Genomic DNA, 26,107 nt, shown 5'->3' with positions numbered 1-26,107 from the left:
ACCGCCCATGGCGGGCAGCCGCCTGCCGTGGTTTACTTCAACACCATCGAAACCGATCAGCAGGCGCAGGCAGTAGCTTAAATCAGCCGGAAAACTGTCCAAGGATCGGGGAGTAGCTCAGCCGCCATGCCCAGCAGTCAACTGCCTGGGCCAAGTTCGTCATCATTGATCCAGCACAGACGAGTAGCTTAGAGGGCAATGCCTTTTCGAGATGGCGCGCTCCTGCAGCTTCCGGTGAATGGCCGCAACAGAGAGTCGGGAGCACCGGCTTGCAAGATTGCGGGCAAGCCGAACTAGGCAGTCTGGCAGACGCGGCTTGCCCCGCTCGTTGCGGGCGACTCCGCAAGGGAGAGGCTTTTGTACAAATACAGTTCAAGGATGCGATAGCGGTGGTTTGTCAGAGGCGAAACAAGCGCCGGATGCCTCATCGCCTATCACCAGTAGCGGGAGTAAAGAAAATGGAGGGTTGGCTGCCCAAGGCCGCGGGCCACGCTGTTTGTTGCAAAACTCGCCGATTGCCAGTGAATCTATTCGGTAAAGAAAACTAAGGAAGTTTATAGCTTCTCTTGACGACTTTTCTTACTGAACTCGCCCTCGGCCATGAAGATCGGCTATGCGCGGGTTTCCACCATTGAGCAGAACCTGGCTTGGCATTTGCGATTAACGGTACAAGCCGACGTTCAGCAAAGCCAAGAGATCGACGCGAAGAGCCCTCAGTTGCCGTTCGTCCACTCCGCAGCGTAGCTCCGACTTTGCAGCCGCAGCAGCAGAGACGCGACCGTTAGGTTGCAGCCTTCAGGTTCACCCGTGCTTCAAGCTTTGCCGCCGCTTCCTTCCGCTCGCTGTATCGGTCGGTCAGGAAGCCCGACAGGTCGCGGGTCAGCAGCGTGAACTTCACCAGCTCTTCCATGACATCAACGATGCGGTCGTAGTAGCTCGACGGGCGCATTCGGCCGGCATCATCGAATTCGTCATAGGCCTTGGCGACCGAGGACTGGTTCGGGATCGTGACCATCCGCATCCAGCGGCCGAGAACACGCATCTGGTTTAGCGCATTGAAGCTTTGTGAGCCGCCGGAAACCTGCATCAGCGCCAGGGTGCGGCCTTGGGTCGGCCGGATCGCCCCCATCGACAGCGGGATCCAGTCGATCTGGGACTTCATCACGCCGGTCATGGCGCCGTGGCGCTCCGGACTGGTCCAGACTTGCCCCTCGGACCACAGGCACAGCTCGCGCAATTCTTGCACCTTGGGATGCGAAGTCTCGGCATCGTCGGGCAGCGGCAGGCCATTGGCATGGAAGACGCGCGTCTCGCAGCCGAAGTGGCGCAAGAGGCGCTCGGCTTCCAGCGTGGCGAAGCGGCTGTAGGAGCGTTCCCGCAGCGAGCCGTAGAGCAGCAGGATGCGCGGGGGGTGGGTTCTGCGTGGGACCGTGGGCAGGGATGGCTGGCGCAGTGCATCGGGTGACAGGTTTGGCAGGTCGGGGATCATGCGCGGGCCTCCTTCAGGGCGGCATCTTCGGGGAACCAGCGGCTGCCAAGCCGCAGGGCAACGTTCACCAAGAGGATCAGCACCGGCACTTCGACCAGCGGACCAATCACGGCGGCAAAGGCCACGGGAGAGGCCAGGCCGTAAGCTGCGATGGCCACGGCAATCGCAAGTTCGAAGTTGTTGCCGGCGGCGGTGAAGGCGATGGCCGTGGTGCGGGGGTAGTCCTTGGCGACCAGCCGACCCATGGCGAAGCTGACCAGGAACTGGATGGCGAAATACAGCACCAGCGGCACGGCGATCCGCAGCGCATCGAGCGGCAGGCGCACCACGTCCCCGCCTTTCAGGCTGAACATCGCCACAATGGTGAACAGCAGCGCCGCCAGCGTGATCGGGCTGATCCTGGGCAGAAAGACGTCCTGATACCAGTCCTCGCCGCGCCGGGCGATCAGGATGCGCCGCGTCAGGAACCCGGCCAGGAAGGGCAGGCCCAGATAGATCAGCACGGCCTCGGTCACGGTCCAGAAGCTCACGTCGATGACGCTGCCTTCCAGGCCGAACAGTGGCGGCAGCACCGTCAGGAACAGCCAGGCATAGGTGGAAAAGAACAGGATCTGGAAGATCGAGTTGAAGGCCACCAGTCCCGCGACATACTGGTTGTCGCCCCGCGCCAGCTGGTTCCAGACCAGCACCATGGCAATGCACCGGGCCAGGCCGATCAGGATCAGGCCAGTCATGTATTCCGGGCTGTCGCGCAGGAAGATCGCCGCTAGCACGAACATCAGCACAGGCCCGATGATCCAGTTCTGGATCAGCGACAGCACCAGCACGCGCTTGTCGGCAAAGACTTGGTGCAGCTCCTCGTAGCGCACCTTTGCCAAGGGCGGATACATCATCAAGATGAGGCCGATGGCGATGGGTATGTTGGTCGAGCCGACCGACATTCCATGCAGGGCATCCGGCAGGCTGGTGAAGATGGTGCCAAGCGCAATGCCAAGCGCCATCGCCGCAAAGATCCACAGCGTCAGGTAGCGGTCGAGAAAGGAAAGCCGGCGGGCCGGGCGGGTGGCGGGCATGGCGATGTTTCCCTTGTTCAGGCAGAAGGCGCGCGGTTGCCTTGGGCATCAACGACCTGCTCGCCGTCCTCCTTGCTGAAGGCTGATTGTTGCGGCGGCAGCAGATCCAGCACGGTTTCCGAGGGACGGCAGAGCCGCACGCCTGTCGGGCTGACCACGATGGGGCGGTTGATCAGGATCGGGTGCGCCATCATCGCATCGAGCAGCGCCGCATCGGACAAGGATGGCTCGTCAAGGCCAAGCTCGGCATAGGGCGTGCCTTTCTCGCGGAGTAGGTCGCGGGGCATGATCCCCATACGCGTGATCAGCTGCTCCAGCATCGTGCGTGAGGGTGGCGACTTCAGATACTCAATGACATGCGGCTCAATGCCGGCGTTGCGGATCATCGCCAGCGTATTGCGAGACGTTCCACAGTCCGGGTTGTGGTAAATGACGATATCCATGGGTCAGGCGCTTTCGGTTTGGCTAGGTTCGCAGCCGCCGGCACAGTTCAACGCTGCGATAGCGGGTGCGCAGATCTCGGGATGGCCCTGACAGCAATCCTCCAAGAGGAAACCGATAAGCCCGGCCAAGGCGGAATAGACGGCGCTGTAGATGATATAGCGCCCGTCCCGCCGAGACTGGATCAGACCGGCATGTTCGAGATGGGTCAGGTGGAACGACAACCGAGAGGTGGTCGCGCCGCCGAGGGCTTCGCCGATTGCGCCTGCGGCCATGCCCTCCGGTCCGGCTTGAACTAGCAGGCGCACGACGCGCAGCCGTGTCTCCTGCGATAGGGCGGCAAAGGCAGCGAGAGCTTGAGGTTCATTCATCGAATCAACTCCTCAATTAATGATGAGTAGTTGAGCAAGATTTCTTCGAAGGTCAAGAAACTTCAGAATAGGTCGTTATTGCGCCGACGCAGCGAACGTGAGCTAAGTCCCGCATTGCACATGCGGCGCCAGCTCTGCGGCTCGCCGCTCCGAAACCTTTTCCTGTAGCGTCCGAATGGGGATGGCTCAGAGGGCACCATGCCGCGGGGGAGCGTCGGCACCGATTTCCCTGCCCAGGCTCCGAGATCCGCCATGGCCCGGGTCTCATATGATTGGTCCGACATGCTTTGCAGTGAAGGGGCGTCATGTGTTACAGATGGATATGAAATCCCTGCTGATTGGCGATGTGTGTTGTCGTGCGGACAAGCGCGACCTCGCGGTTCGAAAGGAAGTCCTTGTGAGCACAGGGCCGCTGCCAAGGCTGTCGCTGGCTCTGACAAGCCAGGCGCTGATTCAATGACGGAAAATCCAATGACCCCTCGCCAGCCGGCGCTCAGGAGCGAAACCCGTCAGTCGAACTGGCGCCGTTCCAACCTGGCCAAGTATAGGGCCCACCTGGCAGTGCAGCGGGCGCTTGTCTCGGGCGCGCTGCAGAAACAGAGTTGCGAGGTGTGCAGCAGCGACGCGGTAGATGCCCATCACGACCGCTACGACGAACCGCTGAACGTCCGATGGCTATGCCGCCGCCATCATGTCAGGCTGCACCGAGGTGGCGAAGACATGTTTCCCGTAAGGCCATCGGAATAGAAGGTTACGGTCACGTACGCCCTTGAGCTCACCCTGCCCGGCTCAGGGCCACATCTGCGCTGCATGAAGGACGCGCAGCACCGTCACTGCCAACACGGTCTCGGTATAGACCACAATGTAATTGGGCCGGACCACCAGTTCCCGTGTGCCCTCCACTCGGCCAGGACGGCAGCGTTTCGGATGGGCCGGGAGTTGCGCCACCTTACCCTGGATCTCGTCCATCAGGGAAAGAGCGGCATCCGGGTTGTCGTCCGAGAGTAATCGACAATCGCCAGCAGGTCCGCGATTGCCAAAGCCTTCCATTCAAGTTCAGGCACGCCGCTTCCCGTGGATCAGGGCACGAGCTTCCTGCATTACCTGGTCATGGGGGGTGGTCGGACGAGGATCGGCCATGGCCTCCTGCACCTTGGCACGGAACCAGGCGTCATGGGCGTCCGGGTCTGCTGTCAGGCCGACAGGCAGACCGCCCTCGGCGGCAACGCGGGTCAGCAAGATGCGCACGGCATCCGACAGCGTCAGGCCGACACCGGACAGGGCCTCGGCCGCTTGTGCTTTGAGATGATTGTCGACGCGGACATGGAGCATCGAAGTCTGGGCGGGCATGGCGTGTCCTCCTGTTCAGGAAACAATGTGTATCTCAATTGAGATTCAATCAAGTCCCCCCTGCCGATGGGAGGTTCTTCGTCCTTGCCCGTGGAAAGAAGGCGTAGAACGTGGCCCGGTTCACGTTCAGCCGCTTGGCAAACTGCGCCACGGGGATCCTGGTGTCCTTCAGAGGCGGAGCGGTTCAACTGGCATCTCGGCGCCACTCAGCCGATCTGAAAGCCCTTGAACAGCGGATCACGGTCATCGACGAAGATCGTGTTGTGGCCGATAATGCGCGCCCAGGCACCCAGGCTGGGCCGGATGCCGGTGAAGGATCCAATGGCGACCTCGTCTTCGATATGGCCGTCGAAGATCGTGCCAATCAGGCTTTCGTTGCGATACCGACCGCCGACTGCGAGCCGGCCCTTGCCATGCAGCTGTGCCATCCGGGCCGAGGTTCCGGTGCCGCCGGGCGAGCGGTCGATGGCCTTTTCGCCGTAAAAGACCGCCCCGCGCCCGTCAGCCTCGCCCTTGGGCGCATTGTCGCACCAGATCGCGTGATGCACGCCCCGGATGCGGTCGTTCTCGGGGTGAACCGCATCGATGACATCGGCCAAAGCCGTCCGCAGCTTCTGGGACAGCGCGACAATGGCCGAGGATCCGATGTCGAGCCCCGGCCAGTTTTCCTGCGGCTCGACCACGGCATAGAAGTTGCCGCCATAGGCGATGTCCACCGTCAGGGGACCGACGCCCGGCACGTCCACCCTCACATCGGCGGCATGCAGATAGCTCGGGAAGTTGAACAGCCGCACCTCGGCCACCTTGTCGCCCTCCGTTCGGTAGGTCACGTCCACGCGGCCTGCGGGCGTTTCCAGCGACAGAGTGCCGGGCACGCGGGGTGTGACCAATCCTTCCTCGATCAGCACGGTGGAAAGGCCGATGGTGCCTGCCCCGCACATGGGCAAGCAGCCGCTGACCTCGATAAAGACCACGGCCACGTCGCAGTCTTCGCGATACGGGGGATAGAAGATCGCCCCCGACATCACGTCATGGCCGCGCGGCTCGAACATCAGGGCGGTGCGAATCCAGTCGTGGTCCCGCACGAAGAGGGCGCGGCGTTCGGCTACGGGCAGATGCGGCAGCAGCGGGCCGCCAGCGGCGACCACGCGGACCGGGTTCCCGCAGGCATGCGAGTCGATGCAGAAGAAGGTCTTTCTCATAGCGGTCCTTTCTTCGGCCTCTGCCGGTTGAAAGGCATGGCCATGAGGTGGAAAGGGTCACGACTGGCCCCGTCGTTCGGTTCTTCAGCGGCTCTGCCTCAATCTGTGTGGCGCACTATCCTGAGAACGGGAAGATTCAGGAGGGATAATGATGATTTCAACGAAGCACTGGTCGCCCGGTAGCGATGTTTCCGTTCAAAGCGTTGAGCGGCGCGATTCCGGCGGGTGGACTGTATCCGGCAGTCTGACACCAAACGGCATCTGCCCAGACTGTGGATTGCAATCGCGACGTCGTCACGGCTGGCGGCGTAGGCGGCTGCAGGATTATCCCGCCCATGGTGACGGGGTTACGGTAACCCTCTGGGTTTGCCGTTGGCGATGTTTGGCACCCGCCTGCCCGCGCCGGACTTTCTCGGACCAGATCGGCTCGATTGCGCGTCCTTTTGCGCGGCGCACTTCGCGTGTCGGGGAAATTGTCAGCCATCTTGGGCACGCGACCGGCGGGCGGCCTGCCGAGCGGCTCTTGCACCGCTTGGGCCTTGGGGTCAGTGATGACACGGTGCTTAGGCAGCTGAAGAACCGTGCTCAAGACACTGCCGAGCCGCCGACCGTCATCGGGATCGACGACTGGAGCTGGCGGAAGTCGCAGACCTACGGCACGATCATCGTCGATCTGGAGCGTCGCGCGGTCATCGATGTTCTCGAAGATCGTGATGTGGTCACCTGCACCGACTGGCTGAAACGACATCCCGAGGTGGAAGTGATCAGCAGAGATCGCTGCGGTCTCTACGCCCAGGCTGCCCGGCAAGGCGCGCCGCAAGCGGAACAGGTCGCCGACCGGTTTCATATCGTGCAGAACCTGCGGCAGGCTATCGAGGAGCAGATGAACCTTCACGGCCGTGCGACCGGCAGGGCGCTGCTGTCCGACGCCGACAATATCACCGCAGAGGGAAGCCTTCTGAAGTCCCGCCTTGCGCACAGGACGTCTCGGGAAGAGATTTTCACCACCATCCATGCGCTTCGAAATCAGGGGCTTACCTGCAGCGAGATTGGGCGGCGAACAGGGTTCCCTCGTCGCAGCATCGCGAAATGGCTGCAGTTCGAGATGCCGCCGGACCGCAGGCGGGCAGCTTTGAAGCCGACTTCGCCGTGGTACTTTGAAGAGTTCCTGAGCCAAAGCTGGAAGGGCGGAATTCGAACTGGAAGCGCCCTGTTCCGTCTGATCCGAGAGCGTGGCTACGAGGGGAGCCCGACGCATTTGCAGCGGCTGCTGGCGGGGTGGCGCAGAGCCGAAAAGCAAGCGAAGGGCCCTGCCTTGGAGCACCAGATCCTGGAACCGGTCCGGGACCCGGAAACGGGGCACGCGATCTCCCCGGTCATCGCGGCAGCGCTGTGTATCAAACCCCGCGGAAAACTCACCCCGGATCAGGCGCGGAAAGTCGACGCGCTCAAGGCTCGCTCTCCCGCCTTCGCAACGATGCGCTGCCTCGTCATGCGGTTCAACGGTATCCTGCGTGGCCGCGAGGCAGACCCGCTCCCTGCATGGATCGACGACGCGATCGAAACCGACCTGGCGCCCATCGTGCGCTTCGCACGCACATTGAACCGGGATTTCGATGCGGTAAAAAACGCTATCGAGATGCCCTGGAGCAACGGCCAAGCAGAAGGTCAGATTAATCGTCTGAAGACCCTCAAACGCGCCATGTACGGCCGAGCCGGGCCAGAACTGTTGAGGGCAAGAATGCTGCCCCTCCGCCACACAGATTGAGGCAGAGCCGATTTAAAGGCTACGCGACAGTCGGCCATAATCCCCTGCGCCCCGCCGTCGCTGCGCGCCGGGTCCGGCCCGGTCTGGCCGATGGCAGCCAGTTGTTGCGCCAGATCGCCGACCAGCCCCTGCTTGTTACGCCATTCGGCGATACCCTCGATCATCCGGGTGACCGACGCGAGATCCGACAGCGGCGCGCGCACCGGCAGCCAGGGCGCGCAAAGCCGTGCCAGCCGCGGATCATACAGCATCCGATAGCCCAGAAAGGCCGATGCGGCGGCCAGCTTGCCGATCGCTGCCCGCCCAGTGACGCCAAAGCCGCGCGCATCGGCCGCGACCTGCACGACCAGCCGTTCGACCTCGGCGCGCCGGACATCCAGCATCCGCAGATGCCGCGGGATCGACCGCATCAGCCCGTCGGTGACCACCTGCACACAGGTCGTCTGCGCCGATGCCCGCACCGCGCGCAGCACCGCCGGCAGCGTCAGATCCGCGCGGCTGGCGGTGGCCGCTGCTGCCGGCGCCGCCATGCCGGCATCCCCGCCATTCTGGCGTGCAATGATGGCGAAATTGCCCTCGCCCAGATCGCGGGCCAGCGCGTCGATGCGCAGATCGCGGCCATCGAACAGCGCCCGCAGGATATCGGCAGAATCGCCCTGCAACCGCGCCAGTTCCGCGATCAGCCGCCTGTCCCAGAAGCGCAGATAATAGGCCTTGCCCGATGCGTCCTGCACCCGCAGCCGCCGCCGCAGATGGGCCCGCAGATCGCCCAGTCCGGCATCGGTCCGCAGATACAGGCCACCAAACCGCCCCCACATGCTGGCCGGCGACCGCCCGCGCGTCAGCAGCATCCGGGCAAAGCTGCTGCCGGGCTCCAGCCGCACCAGCCAGGGCGCGACCTCGCCCAGCTCATACAGGGCGGCGCCTTGATACAGACAGACATGGTCCAGCCCGGAGCCGTCCAGCAGCTCGGTCAGCCCGTCACCCTCGGCCGCATCGAGCAACACATAGCAATGCCGCCCGCGATCCGACGCGAAAAACGGGTCGAGCGCCGCCGGCCAGCCGCGCTTCGGGTCGATGCCAAGCTGATCGTCGAGCGGGGTGACAGCGTCGATCCGCGTCACCGCGAACCGGGTCTGCGGCGCAGCCGCCACCATCGGCAGGGGGCCGGAAACCGGGCGCGCGCCCTGCCCCGGTTCGGCATCAACCCTGCCGGGCGGTAGAATCCAGAAATCTGACTGCGACTCGTTCACGACAACACCATCCCTATGCACAGCATTCACGCCTTCCCGCGCGCGCGCAACCATTTCTGGCCACGGGCTTTTGGCCCTTGGTCCGGCTTTCGCGCGATGCTGATGCGGGGCTAGCGGTCGCGGCCGCCGGACCGCGCCCCGACCGGCACGCGGTCGACTTTGGTCGCATTTATGAGCGGCGCGGCGGCGCTAGTCTGCCCCCATGCGCTGGCTGATGTTGCTGATCCTGTTCTGGGCCGCCCCCCTGCACGCCGAACCGCTGACGCGCGCGGCGCTTGGCGACATGATCGCGGCGCCCTATGCGCTGGGCGAGCCGTTGAACGACAAGGGCGTCTGGGGGCTGACGAATTCGGGCGGCGGCGATGCGGGCTATGTGTTTGAAACCGGCCCGCTGGCGCCCCTGCCCGGCTTTTCCGGACAGCCGATCAACATGCTGGTGCTGCTGGATCTTGAGGGCACGTTCATCGACGTGCGGCTGCTGGCCCATAACGAGCCGATCTTCGTGTCCGGTCTGGGCGAGGCACCGCTGCGCCAGTTCCTGTCGCAATATCGCGGCCATTCGATCAATCAGGCGCTGGTCGTCGGCAGCCCCTATGGCGATCAGGCGGGGGGCGATCTGGTCTACCTCGACGGCGTCACCAAGGCCACGGCCAGCGTCCGGATCGCGCATGAATCGATCCTCGCCTCCGCCCTAGCCGTGGCGCGCGAAAAGATGAAGGGGATCAGCGCCGGCCCCCCGCCGCGCCCCGATCCCGATCACGCCGAAGCGCTGGACTGGAATGCGATGCTGGCGCAGGGGCTGGCGCGGCACCTGCTGGTCAGCAATGCCGATGCCGATGCCGCCTTTGCCGGCACGCAATGGGCCGATGACGACCCGGATGCCGCGGCCGACCCGGACGGCGCCTATCTGGACCTGTTCGCCGTCGATATCGGCCCGCCGGCGATTGCCGCCGCCGTCCTTGCCCCCGCCACCCTGGCCGAGGTCCGGCGGCTGACCACGCTGGCCCCGGATGATGAGATGATCCTGCTGATCGAGGCCGGGCGGCACGGGCTGGTCGGCCCCGATTTCATCCGCAATACCGCCCCCGACCGGATCGGCGCGGTGCAGGACGGGCTGCCGCTGGCACTGCGCGATGCCGATATCCTGGCCGAGCTGCACCCGGACCTGCCTGATGCGTTGCAGGATGCGACGATCATGGTGGTGCGGCTGGACCGGCGACTGGGCTTTGACCCGAGCCGCGACTGGTCGCTGGTGCTGCATGCGCAGCGCGAACACGGCATGTTCCAACCCGAAACCGGCATCCGCGATTTCGATCTGGCCATGGGCCTGCCGGAACGCTTCTTTCTGGCGGCCGCCGCGCCGGTGCAGACCGCGCCCTGGGTCGATGCGCTGCGCAACCGGCGGCTGGACCTGATCCTGCTGGCGGCGGGGCTGCTGGGGCTGGGCGCCGCGCTGATGCGGCAAAGCTGGCTGGCGCGGCAGCGGCGTTTCACCGCCATCCGGCTGACAATCCTGGCGGCCGTGATCGGCTTTGTCGGGTTCTGGGGTCAGGGGCAATTGTCGATCGTCACGCCGCTTGCGGTGATCCGCGGGGTGACGCAGGGCGGCGGGCTGGCGGTGCTGCTCTATGATCCGTTCTCGCTGATGGTCTGGGCGGCGGCGATCATTGGTTTCGTCCTGTGGGGGCGCGGGCTGTTCTGCGGCTGGCTGTGCCCCTTTGGGGCGATGCAGGAATTCGGCCATCACGCCGGGCGGCGGCTGGGGCTGCCGGAATGGGAACCGCCGCGCAGCCTCGGCCGCGCCTTGCTGTGGACCGGGCCGGTGGCGCTGGCCGGTCTGATTGCGGTCGTCTTTATCGCCCCCGACCACGCCGAAACCGTGGCCGAGATCGAGCCGTTCAAGACCGCCATCACCATGCATTTCGACCGCCCCTGGCCCTATGTGCTGTGGGCGGGCGGCTGGCTGGCGGTGTCGATGGTCTGGTTCAAGGGGTTCTGCCGGTCGATCTGCCCGCTTGGCGCCCTGATGCGGATCGGCGGGGTGCTGCGCCTGCGCCGCTGGATCCCGCGCCGCGCGGCCTGCGGCAGCCCCTGCCAGCTGTGCCGCGTGCGCTGCAAATATGACGCCATCGCGCCCAAGGGCGAAATCCGCTATTCCGAATGTTTCCAGTGCCTTGACTGCGTCAAGATCCATGACGACCCGGGCCAGTGCGTGCCCTTGATCCTGAAGGCGCGCGGCCGGAGGATGGCGGCATGATCGGGCGCAGGCGCTTTCTGACGATCACCGCCGGGGCGCTGGTCGCCGGCCCGGCGGCGGCGACGGTGGCGGCGAAGGCGGCGGCGGCCGAATGGCGCGGCCAGGCGCTGGGCGCGGATGCGCGCATCGTGATCCGGGGCGGCGCCGCGCCGGACAGGGTGCTGGCCGATCTGCGCGCCATGATCGGGCGCATCGAGGCGGTGTTTTCGCTGTTCCGCGATTCCGAGGTGACGCGCCTGAACCGCAACGGCCGCGTCACCGCGTCGGATGATCTGCTGGATGCCGTGACGCTGGCCCGGCGGGTGCATGGCGCGACCGGCGGCGTCTTTGACCCCGGGGTCCAGGTCCTGTGGCAGGCGCTGGCCGGTGGCGCGGCGCCCGGGCCCCTGACGCCGCTTGGCGGGCTGGTGCGCGACGGGCGCGACCTGCGGCTGGCGCAGGGTCAGGCCGTGACGCTGAACGGCATCGCCCAGGGGATCGCGACCGACCGCGCCGCCGCGCTGCTGGCGGACCGCGGCCTTGGCGATATTCTGGTCGATCTGGGCGAAACCCGCGCCATTGGCGGCGATTTCGCGCTGGAACTGGCCGATCCCGACGCCGGGGTTCTGGGGCGGCTGACGCTGCGCGCGGGGCGGGCCATCGCGACATCATCGCCCGGCGCGCTGGTCTTTCCGGGCGGGCAGAGCCATATCATCGGCCCGGCAGGCCAGCGCCCGCGCTGGTCCACGGTGTCGGTCGAGGCAGGAACAGCCGCGCTGGCCGATGCGGCATCGACGGCCTTTGTGCTGATGGATCGCCCGGCCATCGCCGCCGCCGCCCGGCGGCTGGACACCGGCCCGGTGCGGCTGGTCGATTTCGATGGCAACCTGACGACGCTCTGACGCGCCCCGCCCCCGGCCTGCCCCCGTTTCAGCGCACCGCCGGCAGATAGGTCACGCCATGATCGGCAAAGATCCGTTCCATCCGCCCGTCGGCAATGGCCGCGCCGATGATGTCATCCACCGCATAGCCCAGCGGCCGGTGCTGGGTCGACAGGGCCAGCCCCAGCGTCCATTTCGACCGTTCCAGCCCCAGAAAGGGCGGCTCATGGATGCCGATGGCGTCCGTCGCGCCGGCTTCCAGCTGGGCGCGCGGGCCCATCACCGCCATCACGTCCCCCGCCACCAGGGCCGCCATCGCCTGCGCGACATTGGGATAGCGATGCACCTTGTCGCCCGCCGCCCCGACCAGCCCGGTCAGGAAGAAATCCGAGATGGAATCGTTTTCGACCCCCACCGTGTCGTAACGGAAAAAGGCCGGAACAGGCGGCTTTTCGGGGTATTCGGCGCGTGCATAGGCGATCGCCAGATGTTCCTCGGCATAGATGCCGGTGAAGACGACCTGATCGAAACGGCAGGCATAATCCACGTCATAGGGCGCATGCAGGAACAGGTTCGACACATGCCCGCCCACCGCCGCGCCCTTGTAGACATAGTTCAGCAGGTCCTGGTCCAGCGTCTCGCCCGCCTGGACCATGCGGATCCGGGTCTCGACGCCCAGATCGCCGCCGATCAGCCGCGCCAGATCGACATCGATCCCGGCCGGCTGGCCATTGGCCAGATAGGACCAGGGCGGGAAATCTTCATAGACCGCGATCTCGATCCAGCCCTCGTCGGTGATCCGGTCCAGCGTGCGGCCGATATCCTGCGGAAAGCTGTTCTGCTGGCGCTGATCGGGCGCCACGCCGGCGCAGGATGCAAAACCGGGCGCGGCCCCGGCCAGAAAGACCAGCAGGGCCGCGCCCGCAATCGGAAAACCTGATCCCATCACATCCCTCAGTTCGATGCGGAAAGCCCGATCGTCAGCAATTCGGCGGCATGTTTCCCGGATGCCGGATCATCGGTCAGCGCGGCAGCGGCGCGCGACACGGCGCTGTCGGCGACCGGGGCGCCCGATGCGGTGACCACGCCCGTTGCGATTTCCGTCAACTCGGTCTTCAGGGCGGCCGGATCGCCTTCGCCCTTGGTCAGAACGTCCCGAATTTCATGCAGCCGGTCCGAGGCCGCGTCCAGCGCGCCATCTTCGGGGCGGGTTTCGATATAGGTGCGGATCGCCCAAGCGGCCTTTTGGCCCAGCACATCGCCAAAGGCCGGCATCTTGGTCGTGCCATCCTGAGTATAGCCGTGGCGGAACCGTTCGATGAACCATTCATCGCCATATTCCTCGGCCTCAAGGAAACGCAGGTCGGGCGCCAGCCCGCCCGACACGGCGCCAAGGCCATGGCAGCGCGCGCAGTTCTGGTTATAGCCGGAATCGCCGATTTTCACCGCGGTCAGCCAGACCTCGTCGCCCGCCGCCTCGGCCCGATAGGGGTTTTCGGTCAGCCATTCCTCGCCCACCTCGGGCAGCGCATCGGTGTTCATCGGCTGCGGCGCGACATCGCCATGGGCCATGATCTGAACCGGCACGGCGATGCACCCGGCGGCGATGGCGGCCAGCAGGGATTTGTGAAACTTGGTCGTCATGGGCGGTTCCTCCTGTCCCGTTCGCGGCGTGGTTCAGTGTCGATCCGTGCTGCATGCGCGGCAATTCGACCTTGGTCGATGCGACTTTTCAGTCGGTCGGCCGGGCCGAGGCGCCCCAGGGAAAACGCCCCACCTTGATCGTCTTGACCGGGGTCAGCGAAGCGACGTCGATCACCGTAACATCGCCCGATACGCCATTGGTCGTGAACAGTTTCGTGTTGTCGGGCGAAAACGCCAGATGCCAGACCCGGCGCCCGACGAGGATGTAATCCGTCACCGCGCGCGTCGCGACATCGACCACCGCGATATGGTCGGCCGGCCCCAGCGCGACAAAGACCCGCGCCCCGTCGGGCGAAAAGCGCATCCCCACGGGCTGCAGCTTTTCGGGGCGGATATTCGGCAGTGCAAAGCTGATCTTGGCCAGTTCGGCCTGGGTCGCGACATCAAAGATGCTGACCGTGCCGCCGACCTCGGCGCTGACCCATAATTCCTTGCCATCGGGGCTGAATTCCGCGTGGCGCGGCCGCGAATCGACCAGCGTATTGGCGATGATCTGCTGGGTTTCGGTGTCGATCCAATGCGCCATGTTCGTCGTCTCGGACGTGGTGATCTGGATCTTGCCATCGGGGGATATCCCCATCCCTTCGGGTTCGATCCCGACATCGATCTGGGCGACGACCTTGCGGCTTTCGGTATCGACGACGGTGGTGATCGCGTCGTCTTCATTCGCGATGTAAAGCAGCCGGTCATCGGGCGAGATGACGAATTGTTCGGGATCGGCGCCCGATGGCAGATCATGCAGGATCTCGCCGGTTTCCGGATCCATCACCTGCACCGCATTCGAATCCGACGCGCAGATATAGAGCCTGCTGATATCGCGCGAAAAGGTGACGCCGCGCGGGCGCTGGCCGGTCGGATAGGTCGCGGTGACCGCCAGCGTGTCGACATCGATGACGCTGATCGTGTCGTCCAGTTCATTGGTGACCCAGATTTCATCGGCAAGGGCCGGGCCGGCCAGGGTCAGGGCCAGCGTCAGCGACGTGGACAGCGCAAGCAGGCAGCGGCGGGGCGTCATCGGGCAACTCCGAATTTGGTGCAGGTGGTGGTGGGCAGGTCGGTGCCCAGCGTGTCGAGTTCGGACCGCTGGTGCAGGAAACCTTCCAGCGGCGCGACATTGACGACGGCGCGTTCCGTGACCAGCGGGATCGGCTGGCGCATCTGGCCGTCCCATCCGCGGAACGACAGGGGCGTGCCGAGGAACCCGGCCAGCCGGAACTGATCCGACAGGATATAGTCGCGCAAGGCGCCAGGATCGGCGGTCCCGGCGCGGGTCACGGCCTCGCCAATCGCGGCGACGGCGGCCCAGGCGCCGAAATCCTGCACCAGCATGTCGCGATGCGCGGCGTCCCGGAACCGGCCTTGCAACTGCGCCGCGCCCCAGTTTTCGACCACCGGCGACCAGCCGCGCGGCATGATCCCTTCGGACCCGGCAAGGGGCCGCGCCTGCCAGGTGTTATAGGCGATATAGCGGCCGAAATCGCCGCGTTCATCGGCCACGATCAGCATGTCATGTTCGGGCAGGTCCTGGGTGAACAGCGGCACCTCGGCCGAGGCGACACGGCGCATGTCGGCATCGAATTTCCAGTCCGCCTCGCCCTTCAGCCCGATCCCGAATTTCGTCAGCGAGGCGCGGATCGCATCGGCAAAGGCGGCGTCTTCGGGGTTCGGTCCATGGACCATCGCCAGATCGGTCCATTGCTTTTTCAACGCGAATTGCGACAGCGCATCGGCCCGCATCGACAGGCTGGGCGTGGTGTGCAGGACATTCGCGCGGCAATCATCCCCGCGCAGGCTGTCATCGGGGGCCGCGGTGTTGAAGATCACCGCACCGGCGGCATCGGGCAGATCGGCCAGCGCCAGCAGATCGGCCGGCGGCGCCTTGACCACCAGCAGCCGCGCCCCATCCGCCAGGGCGGCGCGTGCCGCCGCCAGAAAATCGTCATCCGGCGCGACGATGGTTTCGTTCAGCCGGTATTCATGGCCCAGAAAGCGGCCCGTCGTGGCGATATCGGACAGCGCGACACGGGCGCCGGCCACGCCCAGATCGGGCGGCGGCGCGATCAGGTTCGACAGGATCGGCGGCGGCGTCACCTGCCGCTCGATCAGGTCGATGCGCACCTGTTCGGCACTCGCCGCGTTGCCTGCGACGACAATGCAGGCAAGCGGCGCGGACAGCCATCGAAACATGCAAAGTCCCCCTTTCGCCGAAGTCTGGGAAAATTGGCCGGCCGCGAAAATACGACCATGGTCCAAGCCCGGACCGCGGGGCGCGGTGCTATCTTCAGCCGTCTGGCAACCGGCGGAGGATGGGAAATGATTCGGATCATCTGCGGGGCTGCGCTTGCGGCCCTTTGCGCGCTGCCCGCCGCCGCGCAGGACGCCGATCAGCTTGGCGACCTGAACCCCGACGAGATGACCTGGCAGCGCGTCATGCGCGACATCGAACGCGGGCAAACCACGATGACGAATTGCGCCGCCGGCTATTACATCACCAAAAGCGGCCGCCACGGCCCGGCCCGGACCCTGTTCGAACGCTGCGCCGATGATGGCTGGACCGGGGCGATGACCTGGATGGGGCAGATGGATGAAAACGGGCTGGGCGGGCCGCAGGATTCGGCCCGCGCCGCCGAATGGGATCGCCGCGCGGCCGATGCCGGCGATCCGGTCGGGATGCTGAACCGGGGGCTGGACCTGCTGCGCGGCCACGGCGTCGCGCGCGATCCCGAGGCCGGCCGGCGCATGATCGACGGCGCGGCGCAGCAGGGCCTGACAACGGCGCGCGATCTGCAGGCCGCCGATTACGACCCCCGCGCGGTCACGCCCGACGCGGATGAATGGCGCTATCAGAACCTGTTCTGACGCCGCCCGCCCCCACCACGCCGACCCATTCGACCAATGGACAATATACGGCGCGGCGGGGCGATCCGCATACTCACCGCCAGACGCCTCGGGCCGGTTCGGCACAAAGAGAGGCCGACACCAAGCGGAGGAGAGAACATGAACAGATTCGTGCTGGCGACGGTCCTGGCAATGACCGGCATCGCCACGGCGGCCGGCGCCGCCGTCACCGAGGAAGACCTGGCCAATGACCAGGCATCGACGGGCGACGTGCTGACCAACGGCATGGGCCGCGACCTTCAGCGTTTCAGCCCGCTGACCACCCTGAACAAGGACAATGTCCAGAACCTCGTGCCCGCCTGGGCCTTTTCCTTTGGCGGCGAAAAGCAGCGCGGCCAGGAAAGCCAGCCGCTGATCCATGACGGGATGATGTATGTCACCGGGTCCTATTCCCGCGTCTATGCGGTCGACCTGAAGACCGGCAAGGAAGTCTGGCAATATGACGCCCGCCTGCCCGAAGGGATCCTGCCCTGCTGTGACGTGGTCAATCGCGGCGGCGCGATCTTTGGCGACAATTTCTATTTCGGCACGCTGGACGCGCGGATCGTCGCGCTGGACCTGAAGACCGGCGACGTGAAATGGAACAAGAAGATCGCCGATTACAAGGAAGGCTATTCCTATACCGCCGCACCGCTGATCGTGAACGGGCTGGTGATCACCGGCAATTCCGGCGGTGAATTCGGCGTCGTCGGCGAGGTTCAGGCCCGCGATGCCGAAACCGGCGAAACCGTCTGGACGCGCCCGGTGATCGAAGGGCACATGGGCACGCTGAACGGCGCGGAAAGCACCATGACCGGCGAATTGAACGCCACCTGGCCGGGCGACATGTGGAAGACCGGCGGCGGGGCGACCTGGCTGGGCGGGTCCTATGACAAGGACACCAACACGCTGGTCTTTGGCACCGGCAACCCGTCGCCCTGGAACAGCCACCTGCGCGGCGCCGGCGAACCCGTTGAAGGCAACAAGGGCGACAACCTCTATGCCGCGTCGCGTCTGGGGATCGACCCCGCCACTGGCGAGATCAAGTGGCATTTCCAGTCCACCCCGCGCGAAGGCTGGGATTTCGACGGCGTGAACGAGGTCGTGCCCTTTGTCGACAAGGACGGCAACCAGCGTTTCGCCACCGCCGACCGGAACGGCTATTTCTATGTCCTGAACCGTCAGGATGGCGCCTATGTCAACGCCTGGCCCTTTGTTCAGAACATCAGCTGGGCATCCGGCATCGATGACACGGGCCGGCCGATCTATAACGAAGACAACCGCCCCGGCGCCGCCAATGAGGCCGCCGAAGGCGGCAAGGGCCAGCAGGTCTTTGCGGTGCCGTCCTTCCTCGGCGGCAAGAACTGGATGCCGATGGCCTATAGCCAGTCGACCGAACTGTTCTATGTGCCCTCGAACGAATGGGGCATGGACATCTGGAACGAACCGATCAGCTTCAAGAAGGGCGCGGCCTATCTGGGCGCGGGCTTTACCATCAAGCCGATCTTCGACGACCATATCGGCAGCCTGAAGGCGATCGACCCCAATACCGGCGAAGTGAAATGGGAATACAAGAACGACGCACCCCTGTGGGGCGGCGTGATGACCACCGCCGGCGGCCTGGTCTTCATGGGCAACCCCGAGGGTGACTTCATGGCGCTGGATGACGCCACGGGCGAAATCCTGTGGTCGTTCCAGACCGGGTCGGGCATCGTCGGCCAGCCGATCACCTGGGAACAGGATGGCGAGCAATATGTCTCGATCGTCTCGGGCTGGGGCGGCGCCGTGCCGCTGTGGGGCGGCGAGGTCGCCAAGAAGGTCAACTATCTGAACCAGGGCGGCACCGTCTGGACCTTCAAGCTGCCCAAGCAGCTGGCGGCCAACTGACAGGCGCTTGCCAGTGGCATCGTCAGGGGCGCGGGCCGGCGGTTCGCGTCCCTTTCGTCATCGCGCCCCATCCCGAGGCCGCATGTTCGACCAATTTACGGCTCGGCGCAGCGCACGACACAACCTAGACTAAACGTCACCCATCCCTCCAACCCAAAGGGCCTGCCATGGCGACCAGCGCAATTCCGACACCCGAGGCCGATGCCGCCTTTCGCACCGCGCTGATCATCGAGGATCACCCGCTGTTCGGTGACGCGCTGGCCATGACGCTGCAATCGGTGTCGGGGATCGAAACCGTCCTGCATGCCGAGAACCTGACGCAGGCGGCCGGGATGCTGACCGATGGCGGCAGTTTCGATGTCGTGCTGCTGGACCTGAACCTGCCCGATGTCGACGGGCTGGAAGGATTGATCACGCTGCGCCGGATCGCGCCGCAGACGCCGATCCTGCTTGTCACATCGGTCAATGAAACGCGGGTCGTGCGGGCGTCGCTGGCCGCCGGGGCCGCGGGCTTCGTGCCGAAACATTCCCGCCGCGAGGTGTTCAAGGCCGCCTTTCAGGCGCTGGCGGCGGGGGAAATCTATGCCCCCGACCTGCCCACTGACGAAGAACTGGACGCGATGCCGCCATCCGGGCGCGACACCGCGATCCGCCGGCTGTCGCAACTGACCAATCAGCAGGCGCGGATTCTTGACCTGATCTGCGAGGGCAAGATGAACAAGCAGATTGCGCATGAGCTCGCCATAGCGGAAACAACCGTCAAGGCGCATGTCACCGCGATCATGCGCAAGATGGGCGTCACCTCGCGAACGCAGGCGGTGCTGATGGCGCGGGACGCGAAGATGACGGGGCTGTTGAATGATGCCGGAGGAAACACTTAACCCGCCACCCCCCGGCAGCGAGGGCGCGAAAGACGTGCTGGCCCCGTGCCGCGCATCCGTGCCGATGGATGATCCCGACCCGGTGGCGCGGCTGGCCGCCGCGCTTGGGCCCGGCCCCTTTGCGCTGATCATCCTGTTTGCCGCCCGCGCCGCTGACATGGACGCGATCCTGGCCCGCGCGACCGAGACCTTCCCGCGCAGCGAAATCGCCGGCTGCACCACGGCAGGCGAAATCTGCGAAACCGGCTATGCCGACGGGCATCTGGTCGCGGTCGGCTTTCCCGCCGCCGGCTTTGCCGCCGAAACCGTGCTGATCGACCCGGTCGATGCGGTCGACAGCCGCGACGTCATCGCCCGGCTGCGCCGTGCGCGGCAGGCGCTGCACCGCCGCCGCGGGGATTTCGCGCATGAGCTGGCGATCCTGATGGTTGACGGGCTGTCGGGCCATGAAGAACAGCTGATCGCCGCACTGGCCGGTGGGCTGGGGCCGATGCCGACGGTGGGCGGATCGGCCGGCGACGACCGCCAGCTGGTGCGCACCCATGTCTTTGCCGATGGCAAGATCCGCACCCGCGCGGCGGTCCTTTGCCTGCTGCGTGCGCGGGCGCCGTTCCGGGTGTTTTCCTTTGACGCGACCTGCCCGTCGCGCACCCAGATGGTGGTGACCAGCGCCGATCCGGTCAACCGCGCCGTGCTGCGCATCAATGACGAACCGGCGGCGCGCGAATATGCGCGGCTGCTGGACCGCCCGGTCGACAGCCTCGGGCCCGAAATCTTCGCCACCCGCCCGGTTCTGGTCCGCGCCGGCGGTCGCCACCATGTCCGCGCCATCCGCCATGTCGGGCCGGAAGATTCGCTGGTCTTCTTTGGCGCCGTGGCCGAGGGCATGGTCCTGACCCTGTCGGCCGAGAGCGATCTGGCCGCGCATCTGGGCGGCGTCATGCGTGATCTGCGGCGCGACCGCACGCCCCGGATGGTGCTGGGCTTTGACTGTATCTTTCGCCGGATCGCTGCCGAAAGCATGCAGCAGACGACCGAGGTCAGCCGCATCCTGGCCGAAAACCGCGTCACGGGCTTTTCCACCTATGGCGAACAGATCGGCACTATGCATGTCAACCAGACGCTGACCGGGATCGCCTTTTACGGGCCGGACGGCACCCCATGACCGGCGCGCGCACGGATCTGCCGACCGATGTCGAACGGATGATGGCGCCCGGCGACAGCCCGGATCGGCGCCATGAAAAGCTGGTGCGCATCACCCAGGCGCTGATCCGCCATGTCGAGGACCTGCCCGAGGACAGCGGCGCCGGCTATGCCCAGTTTCAACGCGCCGCCGTGCTGGAGGACGAGGTCCGCGCCCGCACCCGCGATCTGGAACGCGCGCTCGACCTGCTGAACGCGTCGAATGCGCAACTGGCCGATGCATTCCGCGAAAAGGAACTGGCGCGGCAGAACCTGTCGGCGGCGATCGAAACCATTCAGGAAGGCTTTGCCCTGTTCGATCCGCAGGACCGGCTGATCCTGTGCAATGCCCGTTTCAACGCGCTGCTGCCCGATATCGTCGACCGGCTGCGGCCGGGTCTTGGCTTTGACGACTATCTGCACCTCGTCGCCAGTTCGCGCCATCTCGTCATCCCGCCGGGCATGACGCGCGACGGCTGGATCGAGATGCGCAAGAAGCGCCACAGCGAACGCCATTTCATCCTGACCCAGGGCATGGCCGACGGCCGCTGGGTGCAGGTGTCCGAACAGCGCACCAGCGACGGCAGCACCGCGATCCTGCAAACCGACGTGACCGACCTGATCCTCAGCGAGCGGGCCGAGCGCGGACGGCTGCTGGATGACCAGACCGCCGTGTTGCAGGCAACGCTGGACCATGTGCCGCTGGGGGTGTGCATCTTTGACGCGCGGCTGCGGCTGATCGGCTGGAATGCCCGTCTGGGCGAGATGCTGGCGATCCCGCGTGCCCGGCTGCGCGCCGGTCTGCTGGTCGATGACCTGTTGCATCACTTGCGCGCGCAACTGTCATTCCCGACCCATCAGGGGGTCAACCGGCTGGTCGACTGGGTGCGCTCGGTCCGCCGCAAGGACAGTTTCAAGGTCGAGGTGACCCGCGATGGCGGCGGCCGCGCGCTGGCCATCTATGCGCAGGAAATTCCCGATGGTGGCTTCGTGATGTCGATCGACGACATCACCGAAGAACGCAATACGATGCTGGCCATCCGCCGCGCCAATGAAACGCTGGAAGCGCGGGTCATCGAACGCACGCTGGAACTGCAAGACGCGCTGGCCAGCGCCGAACGGGCCAATGCGTCCCGCATCCGTTTCGTCGCGGCGGTGGGCCATGACCTGATGCAGCCGCTGTCGGCGGCCACGCTCTATGTCGGGTCGCTGATCGAGGACGTGGCCCCGCCGCAGCAGCGGGCCAAGCTGGAAAACGTGCAGCGCTCGCTCGATTCGGTCAGCGGCCTGCTGGGCGCCCTGCTGGATATCTCGCGGCTCGAGGTCGGTCAGGCGGCGCTGACGATCGAGCCGATCTCGCTGCGGCCACTGTTCGACCAGTTGCGCGACGAATTCACCCCGGTCGCCGAGGCAAAGGGGATCGAGCTGATCATCCGCCCGGCCCATGCGACGGTGGTGTCCGACCGCATCTATCTGCGGCGGATTCTGGCGAACCTGATCTCGAATGCGATCCGCTATACCGATCGGGGCCGGGTTCTGGTCACCGCCCGCCGCCGGCCCGACCGCCAGCTGATCCAGGTGCGCGATACCGGGCGCGGCATCGCCGCCGGCGACCAGCAGGATATCTTCAAGGAATTCAAACGTCTGGATGCCAAGGCCAGCGCCGCCGAGGGGCTGGGGCTGGGGCTGGCCATCGTCGAACGCGCCGCATCGCTGCTGGGCCACCGGCTGGACCTGCGATCGGCGCCGGGCTGTGGCTCGACCTTTTCGGTCGAGCTGGCCTCGACCCGGCAGGGCGATCACCGGCTGCACCGCAGCGCCCCCGCCCCCGCAGCGCCCGACGAGATCATCGACATGACCGCGCTGATCGTCGAGAACGATGCCGAGGTCACGCTGGCCCTGTCGCAATTGCTGGAACAATGGGGCATCAACGTGCTGGACGTGCCCTCGGGCGAGGATGCGCTGGCGCTGTTGCGGGATACCGGGGTCGAACCCGATCTGTGCCTTGTCGATTACCGGCTGGGCGCGGGGATGGACGGGCTGGCCTGTCTGGCCGCGATGGAACCGCTGTTGCCGGGCCGGCCGGCGAAATGCCTGATGACGGCGGAACGATCCGAGGCGCTGGCCCAGCAGGCGGCGCGGCAATCCGTCGAATTGCTTTACAAGCCCATCACCCCCGAAACGCTGGCGCGGGTGGCCTATAAGTTTCTGAACATCTGAACGTCGGGCGACCGGCCATGGCCGCTGAAAGGACGCCGCCCCCGGCCATGGGGGTCAATTTACGCGGCGCAAACCGGGGCGAAAACCCGAACTTTTACTACCGCTTGCGTCTGGAAACCCGGCAGATTCCAATGCTAGATATACATATGTCGCGTTGCCTTTAAATCGGGTCATCCTCAATTTGTGTGTCACGGTCTGACCGAGCTTCACAGATTGAAGGGATCAGGCCGTGGTATCGAAGAAGCATTGGGCTCCAACCGCCAACGTGGAGGTTGGTGAGGTCCGCCAGTCTGAGACGGGTGCATGGGTCGTATCTGGCAGACTGGCTCCGAATGGCACCTGCCCTGAGTGCGGGACGCCCTCAAGACAGCGACATGGTTGGAGGTGCCGGCGGATCGAGGATTTTCCTGCTCAGGGCCAAGCGGTTTGGATCGAGCTCAGGGTTTGTCGATGGCGATGTTTGAACTCGGATTGCCGCCGCCGCACGTTCTCCGATCGCGAGGCGGCGGTGGCGACCCCTTATGCGCGCCGGACGTCTCGACAGGCGCAACTCTTAGGCCATGTGGCGCACGCCGCTGGCGGCACCCCAGCTGAACGGCTCTTGCGGCGACTGGGTATCCGGGTCAGTGACGATACTATTCTCCGACAGTTGCTACGCGCAGCTCAAGTTGTTCCACCACGCGCACGGATCATCGGGATCGATGATTGGAGTTGGCGAAAGTCGCAGAACTACGGGACGATCATCATCGACCTCGAGCGTCGCGCCGTCATCGATGTTCTCGAAGATCGTGATGTCGTCACATGCACCGCCTGGCTAAGGCGTCATCCTGAGGTGGAAGTCATAAGCCGGGATCGCTGCGGTCTCTACGCCCAAGCCGCCCGAAAAGGAGCGCCGCAGGCGGAACAGGTCGCCGACCGGTTTCATATCGTGCAGAACCTTCGCATGGCAATCGAGGAGCAAATGAACCTGCACGGTCGTGCAACTGGCAGGGCCTTACTCTCCGATGCAGACAACATCAGCACAGCTCAGAACCTTCTGAAATCACGTCTTGCCCATCGCAAATCCCGAGAAGAGATTTTCAGGACCATTTCGGCACTTCGGCAGCAAGGGCTGACGTGCAGCGAGATCGGGCGGAGGACGGGGTTTCCCCGACGTAGCGTCGCGAAATGGCTGCAGTTCGAGACGCCACCGGACCGAAAGCGCGCGGTCCTCAAACGCTCGTCTGCATGGTATTTTGAAGAGTACCTGAAGCAACGCTGGGAGAACGGTATTCGCAGCGGCAATGCACTGCTCCCTTTGATCCAAGAACGTGGTTACGAGGGCAGCCTGTCAAACTTGCAGCGGCTCTTGGCCGGATGGCGCAGAGCCGAAAAACAGGAACAGGAGGGACCCATCAAGGAAGATCAGATCCTTGCACCGGTCCGGGACTCGGAAACCGGGCACGCGATTTCCCCGGTTATCGCGGCCGCACTCTGCATCAAACCAAGAGGAAAGTTCACCTTGGAACAGGCGAGAAAAGTCGAAGTTCTCAAGGAAGGCTCGCCTGCCTTCACAACAATGCGGCGCCTCGCCATGCGTTTCAATGGCATCTTGCGTGGTCGAAAAGCAGACCCGCTGCCCGCCTGGATCGACGATGCGATCGAAACGGACCTGGCGCCCATCGTGCGGTTCGCCCGAACCTTGAACAGAGACATTGATGCGGTCAGGAATGCGATTGAAATGGAGTGGAGCAATGGTCAAGCCGAAGGCCAGATCAACCGATTGAAGACCTTGAAGCGCGCGATGTATGGGCGAGCCGGCCCGAACTTGCTCAGGGCCCGAATGCTTCCTCTGCACCACACAAATTGAGGATGACCCCTTAAATCTGAGACACGGCGCGTTTGCCGAATTTTCTTGCCATTAAATATGAGATTCGATGCTTAATGCGCCGGAGCGTGGCCGTATTCGCCGAGCTATCTGGTCGACGGTTGCAAGCAACCGGGGCTCGTTTTCGTAGGCTCGTAGCAGGGCAAGCCGCGCATGGTCGTCGATGTCCATGGTGCACAACGCGGCCTTTACGAGTGGTCGTGATTGGGCGGTTGCAATGGCGGCAAGGCAAAAGAGCCTTACGTTCGGTTTAAGGCTTTGAAACGCGAAGGCCGGGTCTCCGCATAATGCTTTCAGCCCCATCGCGAAGGTGACAGCCCGCATGTCAACGGCGGAGTAAAATCCGGCCACGCGGCGGTGACCGGCGCCATGGCGCGCGCGCTTACCAGATAGCTGGCGCGTGCCATGGCGCAGTGGCCCCTTGTGGCCAAAACAGCACCATCTGATTTCAGGACTTTTGTTGCTGCTTTCGGGCAGTGCTGTTGGCGAGGCGATAGCTCTCGCCGTTCATCTCGAGGATGCTGACGTGGTGGGTCAGCCGGTCGAGCAGTGCGCCGGTGAGGCGCTCGGAGCCGAAGGTCCCGGTCCATTCATCGAAGGGCAGATTGCTGGTGATCAGGGTTGAGCCGCGCTCGTAGCGGTGCGAGATCAGTTCGAACAGCAATTCGGCACCGGTCTTGGACAGCGGCACGAAGCCCAGTTCGTCGATGATGAGCAGCTTGTAACCGGCCATTTGCTTTTGAAAGCGAAGCAGGCGGCGCTCGTCGCGGGCCTCCATCATCTCACTGACCAGGCTCGCGGCGGTGGTGAAGCCCACGGAGAGCCCCTTCTGGCAAGCTGCCAGTCCGAGGCCAAGGGCAGCCGATCACCACGTCGTGGACATAAGCCCGGATCCAGACATCCTGATGACCATAGGCGACCGGCACCGAATAGTCGTTGGTCTTGTAGCGCACCAGACACTGGGACGAGACGCGGCCAGTGTCCTGGTCGCAGGCATCGAAGGGGGCAATCGGGAGAGGGCGCATGGCAGCCAGATCGCGTTGCAGCCGCTCGCCGATCGTTTCGCTTTCGCCGCGCAGGACATCGTGCTGGCGCTTGCGGCATTGCTCTTCCAGCCAGAGGTTGAACGCCTCCAAGTCGCGAACTCGGGGAGCGGCACCATGAAGTTGCGGCGGCAATAACCCACCAGGCCTTCGACATTCCCTTTGTCGTTGCCTTTGCCAGGGCGGCCGTAGCGATCCTGGATCGACCATCACACCGCAGCTGGCCATCGATCGAGTGCCATTTTGGCGATGGAGAGCAGGTCGTTGATCGTAGCGCCATCGCGCGCTTGAACGGACATGCCTTCCATGACCGTATTGATGAATTTGCCTAGGACGGCCGGATCGACATTGGCCGCAAGCTCGCCCTGCGCGGCGCCGCGTT

23 protein-coding genes and 2 pseudogenes are annotated in these 26,107 nt (G+C 64.9%); 11 read left to right on the top strand and 14 right to left on the bottom strand.

All coding sequences use genetic code 11. The features are described from left to right. The first annotated feature begins 600 nt into the window (after window positions 1–600). Entirely contained in the window at window positions 601–744 is a 144-nt protein-coding gene (locus tag OC159_RS17320) for a hypothetical protein (protein ID WP_265502453.1), read from the top strand. A gap of 37 nt (window positions 745–781) precedes the next feature. Here OC159_RS17320 and arsH read toward each other — a convergent pair whose 3' ends face one another. Genes arsH through OC159_RS17300 form a run of 4 tightly spaced genes read right to left on the bottom strand, consistent with a single transcriptional unit; the run spans window position 782 to window position 3,374 of the window. Continuing rightward, window positions 782–1,489 (bottom strand): arsenical resistance protein ArsH, encoded by a 708-nt coding sequence (gene arsH, locus OC159_RS17315; protein ID WP_265502452.1) that lies wholly within the window; start codon window positions 1,487–1,489, stop codon window positions 782–784. Next, window positions 1,486–2,562 (bottom strand): ACR3 family arsenite efflux transporter, encoded by a 1,077-nt coding sequence (arsB, locus tag OC159_RS17310; RefSeq protein WP_265502451.1) that lies wholly within the window; start codon window positions 2,560–2,562, stop codon window positions 1,486–1,488. The genes arsH and arsB overlap by 4 nt, the downstream gene beginning before the upstream one ends. A 17-nt stretch (window positions 2,563–2,579) precedes the next feature. Then, entirely contained in the window at window positions 2,580–3,005 is a 426-nt protein-coding gene (gene arsC / locus OC159_RS17305) for an arsenate reductase (glutaredoxin) (protein ID WP_265502450.1), read from the bottom strand. Window positions 3,006–3,008: 3 nt separating this feature from the next. Then, window positions 3,009–3,374, bottom strand: a complete 366-nt coding sequence (locus OC159_RS17300; RefSeq protein WP_265502449.1) for an ArsR/SmtB family transcription factor — start codon at window positions 3,372–3,374, stop codon at window positions 3,009–3,011. Window positions 3,375–3,690: 316 nt separating this feature from the next. On the opposite strand from OC159_RS17300, the gene OC159_RS17295 reads away from it, so the two are divergent. Then, window positions 3,691–3,834, top strand: a complete 144-nt coding sequence (locus OC159_RS17295) for a hypothetical protein (RefSeq protein WP_265502448.1) — start codon at window positions 3,691–3,693, stop codon at window positions 3,832–3,834. Between the two features lie 329 nt (window positions 3,835–4,163). Here the strand turns inward: OC159_RS17295 and OC159_RS17290 are convergent, their stop codons facing one another. From OC159_RS17290 to OC159_RS17280, 3 genes are all read right to left on the bottom strand, one after another. Next, the gene (locus OC159_RS17290) at window positions 4,164–4,424 is read right to left on the bottom strand and encodes a type II toxin-antitoxin system RelE/ParE family toxin (protein ID WP_265502447.1); all 261 of its coding nucleotides are present in this window, start codon (window positions 4,422–4,424) and stop codon (window positions 4,164–4,166) included. Window positions 4,425–4,430: 6 nt separating this feature from the next. After that, complete coding sequence (gene relB, locus OC159_RS17285) at window positions 4,431–4,724, bottom strand: type II toxin-antitoxin system RelB family antitoxin (RefSeq protein ID WP_265502446.1); 294 nt, start codon at window positions 4,722–4,724, stop codon at window positions 4,431–4,433. Window positions 4,725–4,930: 206 nt separating this feature from the next. After that, entirely contained in the window at window positions 4,931–5,926 is a 996-nt protein-coding gene (locus OC159_RS17280) for a 4-hydroxyproline epimerase (RefSeq protein WP_265502444.1), read from the bottom strand. 151 nt (window positions 5,927–6,077) lie between these two features. On the opposite strand from OC159_RS17280, the gene OC159_RS17275 reads away from it, so the two are divergent. Further along, window positions 6,078–7,694: an ISL3 family transposase gene (locus OC159_RS17275; RefSeq protein ID WP_456095341.1), complete on the top strand. Its 1,617-nt coding sequence runs from the start codon at window positions 6,078–6,080 to the stop codon at window positions 7,692–7,694. Here OC159_RS17275 and OC159_RS17270 read toward each other — a convergent pair. Further along, complete coding sequence (locus OC159_RS17270; RefSeq protein ID WP_265502442.1) at window positions 7,595–8,947, bottom strand: DUF4123 domain-containing protein; 1,353 nt, start codon at window positions 8,945–8,947, stop codon at window positions 7,595–7,597. The two genes, OC159_RS17275 and OC159_RS17270, sit on opposite strands and share 100 nt — an antisense overlap. A gap of 202 nt (window positions 8,948–9,149) precedes the next feature. Here OC159_RS17270 and OC159_RS17265 point away from each other — a divergent pair, with 202 nt between their 5' ends. Both OC159_RS17265 and OC159_RS17260 read left to right on the top strand, forming a co-directional pair. Continuing rightward, window positions 9,150–11,204: a 4Fe-4S binding protein gene (locus OC159_RS17265; protein WP_265502441.1), complete on the top strand. Its 2,055-nt coding sequence runs from the start codon at window positions 9,150–9,152 to the stop codon at window positions 11,202–11,204. Beyond that, on the top strand, window positions 11,201–12,085 hold the full coding sequence (locus OC159_RS17260) for an FAD:protein FMN transferase (RefSeq protein WP_247740442.1): 885 nt from the start codon (window positions 11,201–11,203) through the stop codon (window positions 12,083–12,085). Before OC159_RS17265 ends, OC159_RS17260 begins: the two co-directional genes overlap by 4 nt. Window positions 12,086–12,113: 28 nt before the next feature. Here the strand turns inward: OC159_RS17260 and OC159_RS17255 are convergent, their stop codons facing one another. The 4 genes from OC159_RS17255 to OC159_RS17240 form a co-directional block, all read right to left on the bottom strand. Next, complete coding sequence (locus OC159_RS17255; protein WP_209057847.1) at window positions 12,114–13,010, bottom strand: substrate-binding periplasmic protein; 897 nt, start codon at window positions 13,008–13,010, stop codon at window positions 12,114–12,116. An 8-nt stretch (window positions 13,011–13,018) separates the two neighbouring features. Next, the gene (gene pedF, locus OC159_RS17250; RefSeq protein ID WP_265502440.1) at window positions 13,019–13,708 is read right to left on the bottom strand and encodes a cytochrome c-550 PedF; all 690 of its coding nucleotides are present in this window, start codon (window positions 13,706–13,708) and stop codon (window positions 13,019–13,021) included. 88 nt (window positions 13,709–13,796) lie between these two features. Next, window positions 13,797–14,783, bottom strand: coding sequence for a YVTN family beta-propeller repeat protein (locus OC159_RS17245; protein WP_265502439.1), 987 nt, complete (start codon window positions 14,781–14,783; stop codon window positions 13,797–13,799). Then, on the bottom strand, window positions 14,780–15,955 hold the full coding sequence (locus OC159_RS17240; protein ID WP_265502438.1) for an ABC transporter substrate-binding protein: 1,176 nt from the start codon (window positions 15,953–15,955) through the stop codon (window positions 14,780–14,782). The genes OC159_RS17245 and OC159_RS17240 overlap by 4 nt, the downstream gene beginning before the upstream one ends. A gap of 126 nt (window positions 15,956–16,081) precedes the next feature. Between OC159_RS17240 and OC159_RS17235 the strand changes: the two genes are divergently transcribed. The 6 genes from OC159_RS17235 (at window position 16,082) to OC159_RS17210 (ending at window position 24,664) form a co-directional block, all read left to right on the top strand. Further along, window positions 16,082–16,627, top strand: coding sequence for a tetratricopeptide repeat protein (locus tag OC159_RS17235; protein ID WP_252930551.1), 546 nt, complete (start codon window positions 16,082–16,084; stop codon window positions 16,625–16,627). Window positions 16,628–16,765: 138 nt separating this feature from the next. Continuing rightward, the gene (locus OC159_RS17230; protein WP_265502436.1) at window positions 16,766–18,532 is read left to right on the top strand and encodes a PQQ-dependent methanol/ethanol family dehydrogenase; all 1,767 of its coding nucleotides are present in this window, start codon (window positions 16,766–16,768) and stop codon (window positions 18,530–18,532) included. 167 nt (window positions 18,533–18,699) lie between these two features. Beyond that, window positions 18,700–19,413, top strand: coding sequence for a response regulator (locus OC159_RS17225; protein WP_265502434.1), 714 nt, complete (start codon window positions 18,700–18,702; stop codon window positions 19,411–19,413). Between the two features lie 64 nt (window positions 19,414–19,477). Continuing rightward, window positions 19,478–20,578, top strand: a complete 1,101-nt coding sequence (locus OC159_RS17220) for an FIST N-terminal domain-containing protein (protein ID WP_265502433.1) — start codon at window positions 19,478–19,480, stop codon at window positions 20,576–20,578. After that, window positions 20,575–22,815, top strand: coding sequence for a hybrid sensor histidine kinase/response regulator (locus tag OC159_RS17215; protein WP_265502432.1), 2,241 nt, complete (start codon window positions 20,575–20,577; stop codon window positions 22,813–22,815). The genes OC159_RS17220 and OC159_RS17215 overlap by 4 nt, the downstream gene beginning before the upstream one ends. A 229-nt stretch (window positions 22,816–23,044) precedes the next feature. Further along, the gene (locus OC159_RS17210) at window positions 23,045–24,664 is read left to right on the top strand and encodes an ISL3 family transposase (protein ID WP_456095340.1); all 1,620 of its coding nucleotides are present in this window, start codon (window positions 23,045–23,047) and stop codon (window positions 24,662–24,664) included. A gap of 466 nt (window positions 24,665–25,130) precedes the next feature. Here the strand turns inward: OC159_RS17210 and OC159_RS17205 are convergent. Together OC159_RS17205 and OC159_RS17200 are read right to left on the bottom strand one after the other, a co-directional pair. Continuing rightward, window positions 25,131–25,541 (bottom strand): annotated as a pseudogene (locus tag OC159_RS17205) (ATP-binding protein); the annotation flags it as partial. Then, window positions 25,540–25,928 (bottom strand): annotated as a pseudogene (locus tag OC159_RS17200) (Mu transposase domain-containing protein); the annotation flags it as partial. The pseudogenes OC159_RS17205 and OC159_RS17200, both read right to left, overlap by 2 nt. Between the last annotated feature and the right edge of the window lie 179 nt (window positions 25,929–26,107).

The sequence above is a fragment of the Paracoccus beibuensis genome (assembly GCF_026162625.1).
In the GTDB taxonomy this organism is placed as follows: domain Bacteria; phylum Pseudomonadota; class Alphaproteobacteria; order Rhodobacterales; family Rhodobacteraceae; genus Paracoccus; species Paracoccus beibuensis.
The sequence above is the reverse complement of the archived record's forward strand: the minus strand, read 5'-3'. Positions and strand labels throughout refer to the sequence as shown.

Coding starts and splice junctions, on each gene's coding strand:
- OC159_RS17240 (WP_265502438.1), bottom strand. CDS start 15,955: ATGTTTCGATGGCTGTCCGCGCCGCTTGCCTGCATTGTCGTCGCAGGC.
- OC159_RS17220 (WP_265502433.1), top strand. CDS start 19,478: ATGGATGATCCCGACCCGGTGGCGCGGCTGGCCGCCGCGCTTGGGCCC.
- OC159_RS17280 (WP_265502444.1), bottom strand. CDS start 5,926: ATGAGAAAGACCTTCTTCTGCATCGACTCGCATGCCTGCGGGAACCCG.
- relB (WP_265502446.1), bottom strand. CDS start 4,724: ATGCCCGCCCAGACTTCGATGCTCCATGTCCGCGTCGACAATCATCTC.
- OC159_RS17275 (WP_456095341.1), top strand. CDS start 6,078: ATGATTTCAACGAAGCACTGGTCGCCCGGTAGCGATGTTTCCGTTCAA.
- OC159_RS17265 (WP_265502441.1), top strand. CDS start 9,150: ATGCGCTGGCTGATGTTGCTGATCCTGTTCTGGGCCGCCCCCCTGCAC.
- arsC (WP_265502450.1), bottom strand. CDS start 3,005: ATGGATATCGTCATTTACCACAACCCGGACTGTGGAACGTCTCGCAAT.
- arsB (WP_265502451.1), bottom strand. CDS start 2,562: ATGCCCGCCACCCGCCCGGCCCGCCGGCTTTCCTTTCTCGACCGCTAC.
- OC159_RS17320 (WP_265502453.1), top strand. CDS start 601: ATGAAGATCGGCTATGCGCGGGTTTCCACCATTGAGCAGAACCTGGCT.
- OC159_RS17245 (WP_265502439.1), bottom strand. CDS start 14,783: ATGACGCCCCGCCGCTGCCTGCTTGCGCTGTCCACGTCGCTGACGCTG.
- OC159_RS17215 (WP_265502432.1), top strand. CDS start 20,575: ATGACCGGCGCGCGCACGGATCTGCCGACCGATGTCGAACGGATGATG.
- OC159_RS17290 (WP_265502447.1), bottom strand. CDS start 4,424: ATGGAAGGCTTTGGCAATCGCGGACCTGCTGGCGATTGTCGATTACTC.
- OC159_RS17230 (WP_265502436.1), top strand. CDS start 16,766: ATGAACAGATTCGTGCTGGCGACGGTCCTGGCAATGACCGGCATCGCC.
- arsH (WP_265502452.1), bottom strand. CDS start 1,489: ATGATCCCCGACCTGCCAAACCTGTCACCCGATGCACTGCGCCAGCCA.
- OC159_RS17225 (WP_265502434.1), top strand. CDS start 18,700: ATGGCGACCAGCGCAATTCCGACACCCGAGGCCGATGCCGCCTTTCGC.
- OC159_RS17300 (WP_265502449.1), bottom strand. CDS start 3,374: ATGAATGAACCTCAAGCTCTCGCTGCCTTTGCCGCCCTATCGCAGGAG.
- OC159_RS17235 (WP_252930551.1), top strand. CDS start 16,082: ATGATTCGGATCATCTGCGGGGCTGCGCTTGCGGCCCTTTGCGCGCTG.
- OC159_RS17255 (WP_209057847.1), bottom strand. CDS start 13,010: ATGGGATCAGGTTTTCCGATTGCGGGCGCGGCCCTGCTGGTCTTTCTG.
- pedF (WP_265502440.1), bottom strand. CDS start 13,708: ATGACGACCAAGTTTCACAAATCCCTGCTGGCCGCCATCGCCGCCGGG.
- OC159_RS17295 (WP_265502448.1), top strand. CDS start 3,691: ATGGATATGAAATCCCTGCTGATTGGCGATGTGTGTTGTCGTGCGGAC.
- OC159_RS17260 (WP_247740442.1), top strand. CDS start 11,201: ATGATCGGGCGCAGGCGCTTTCTGACGATCACCGCCGGGGCGCTGGTC.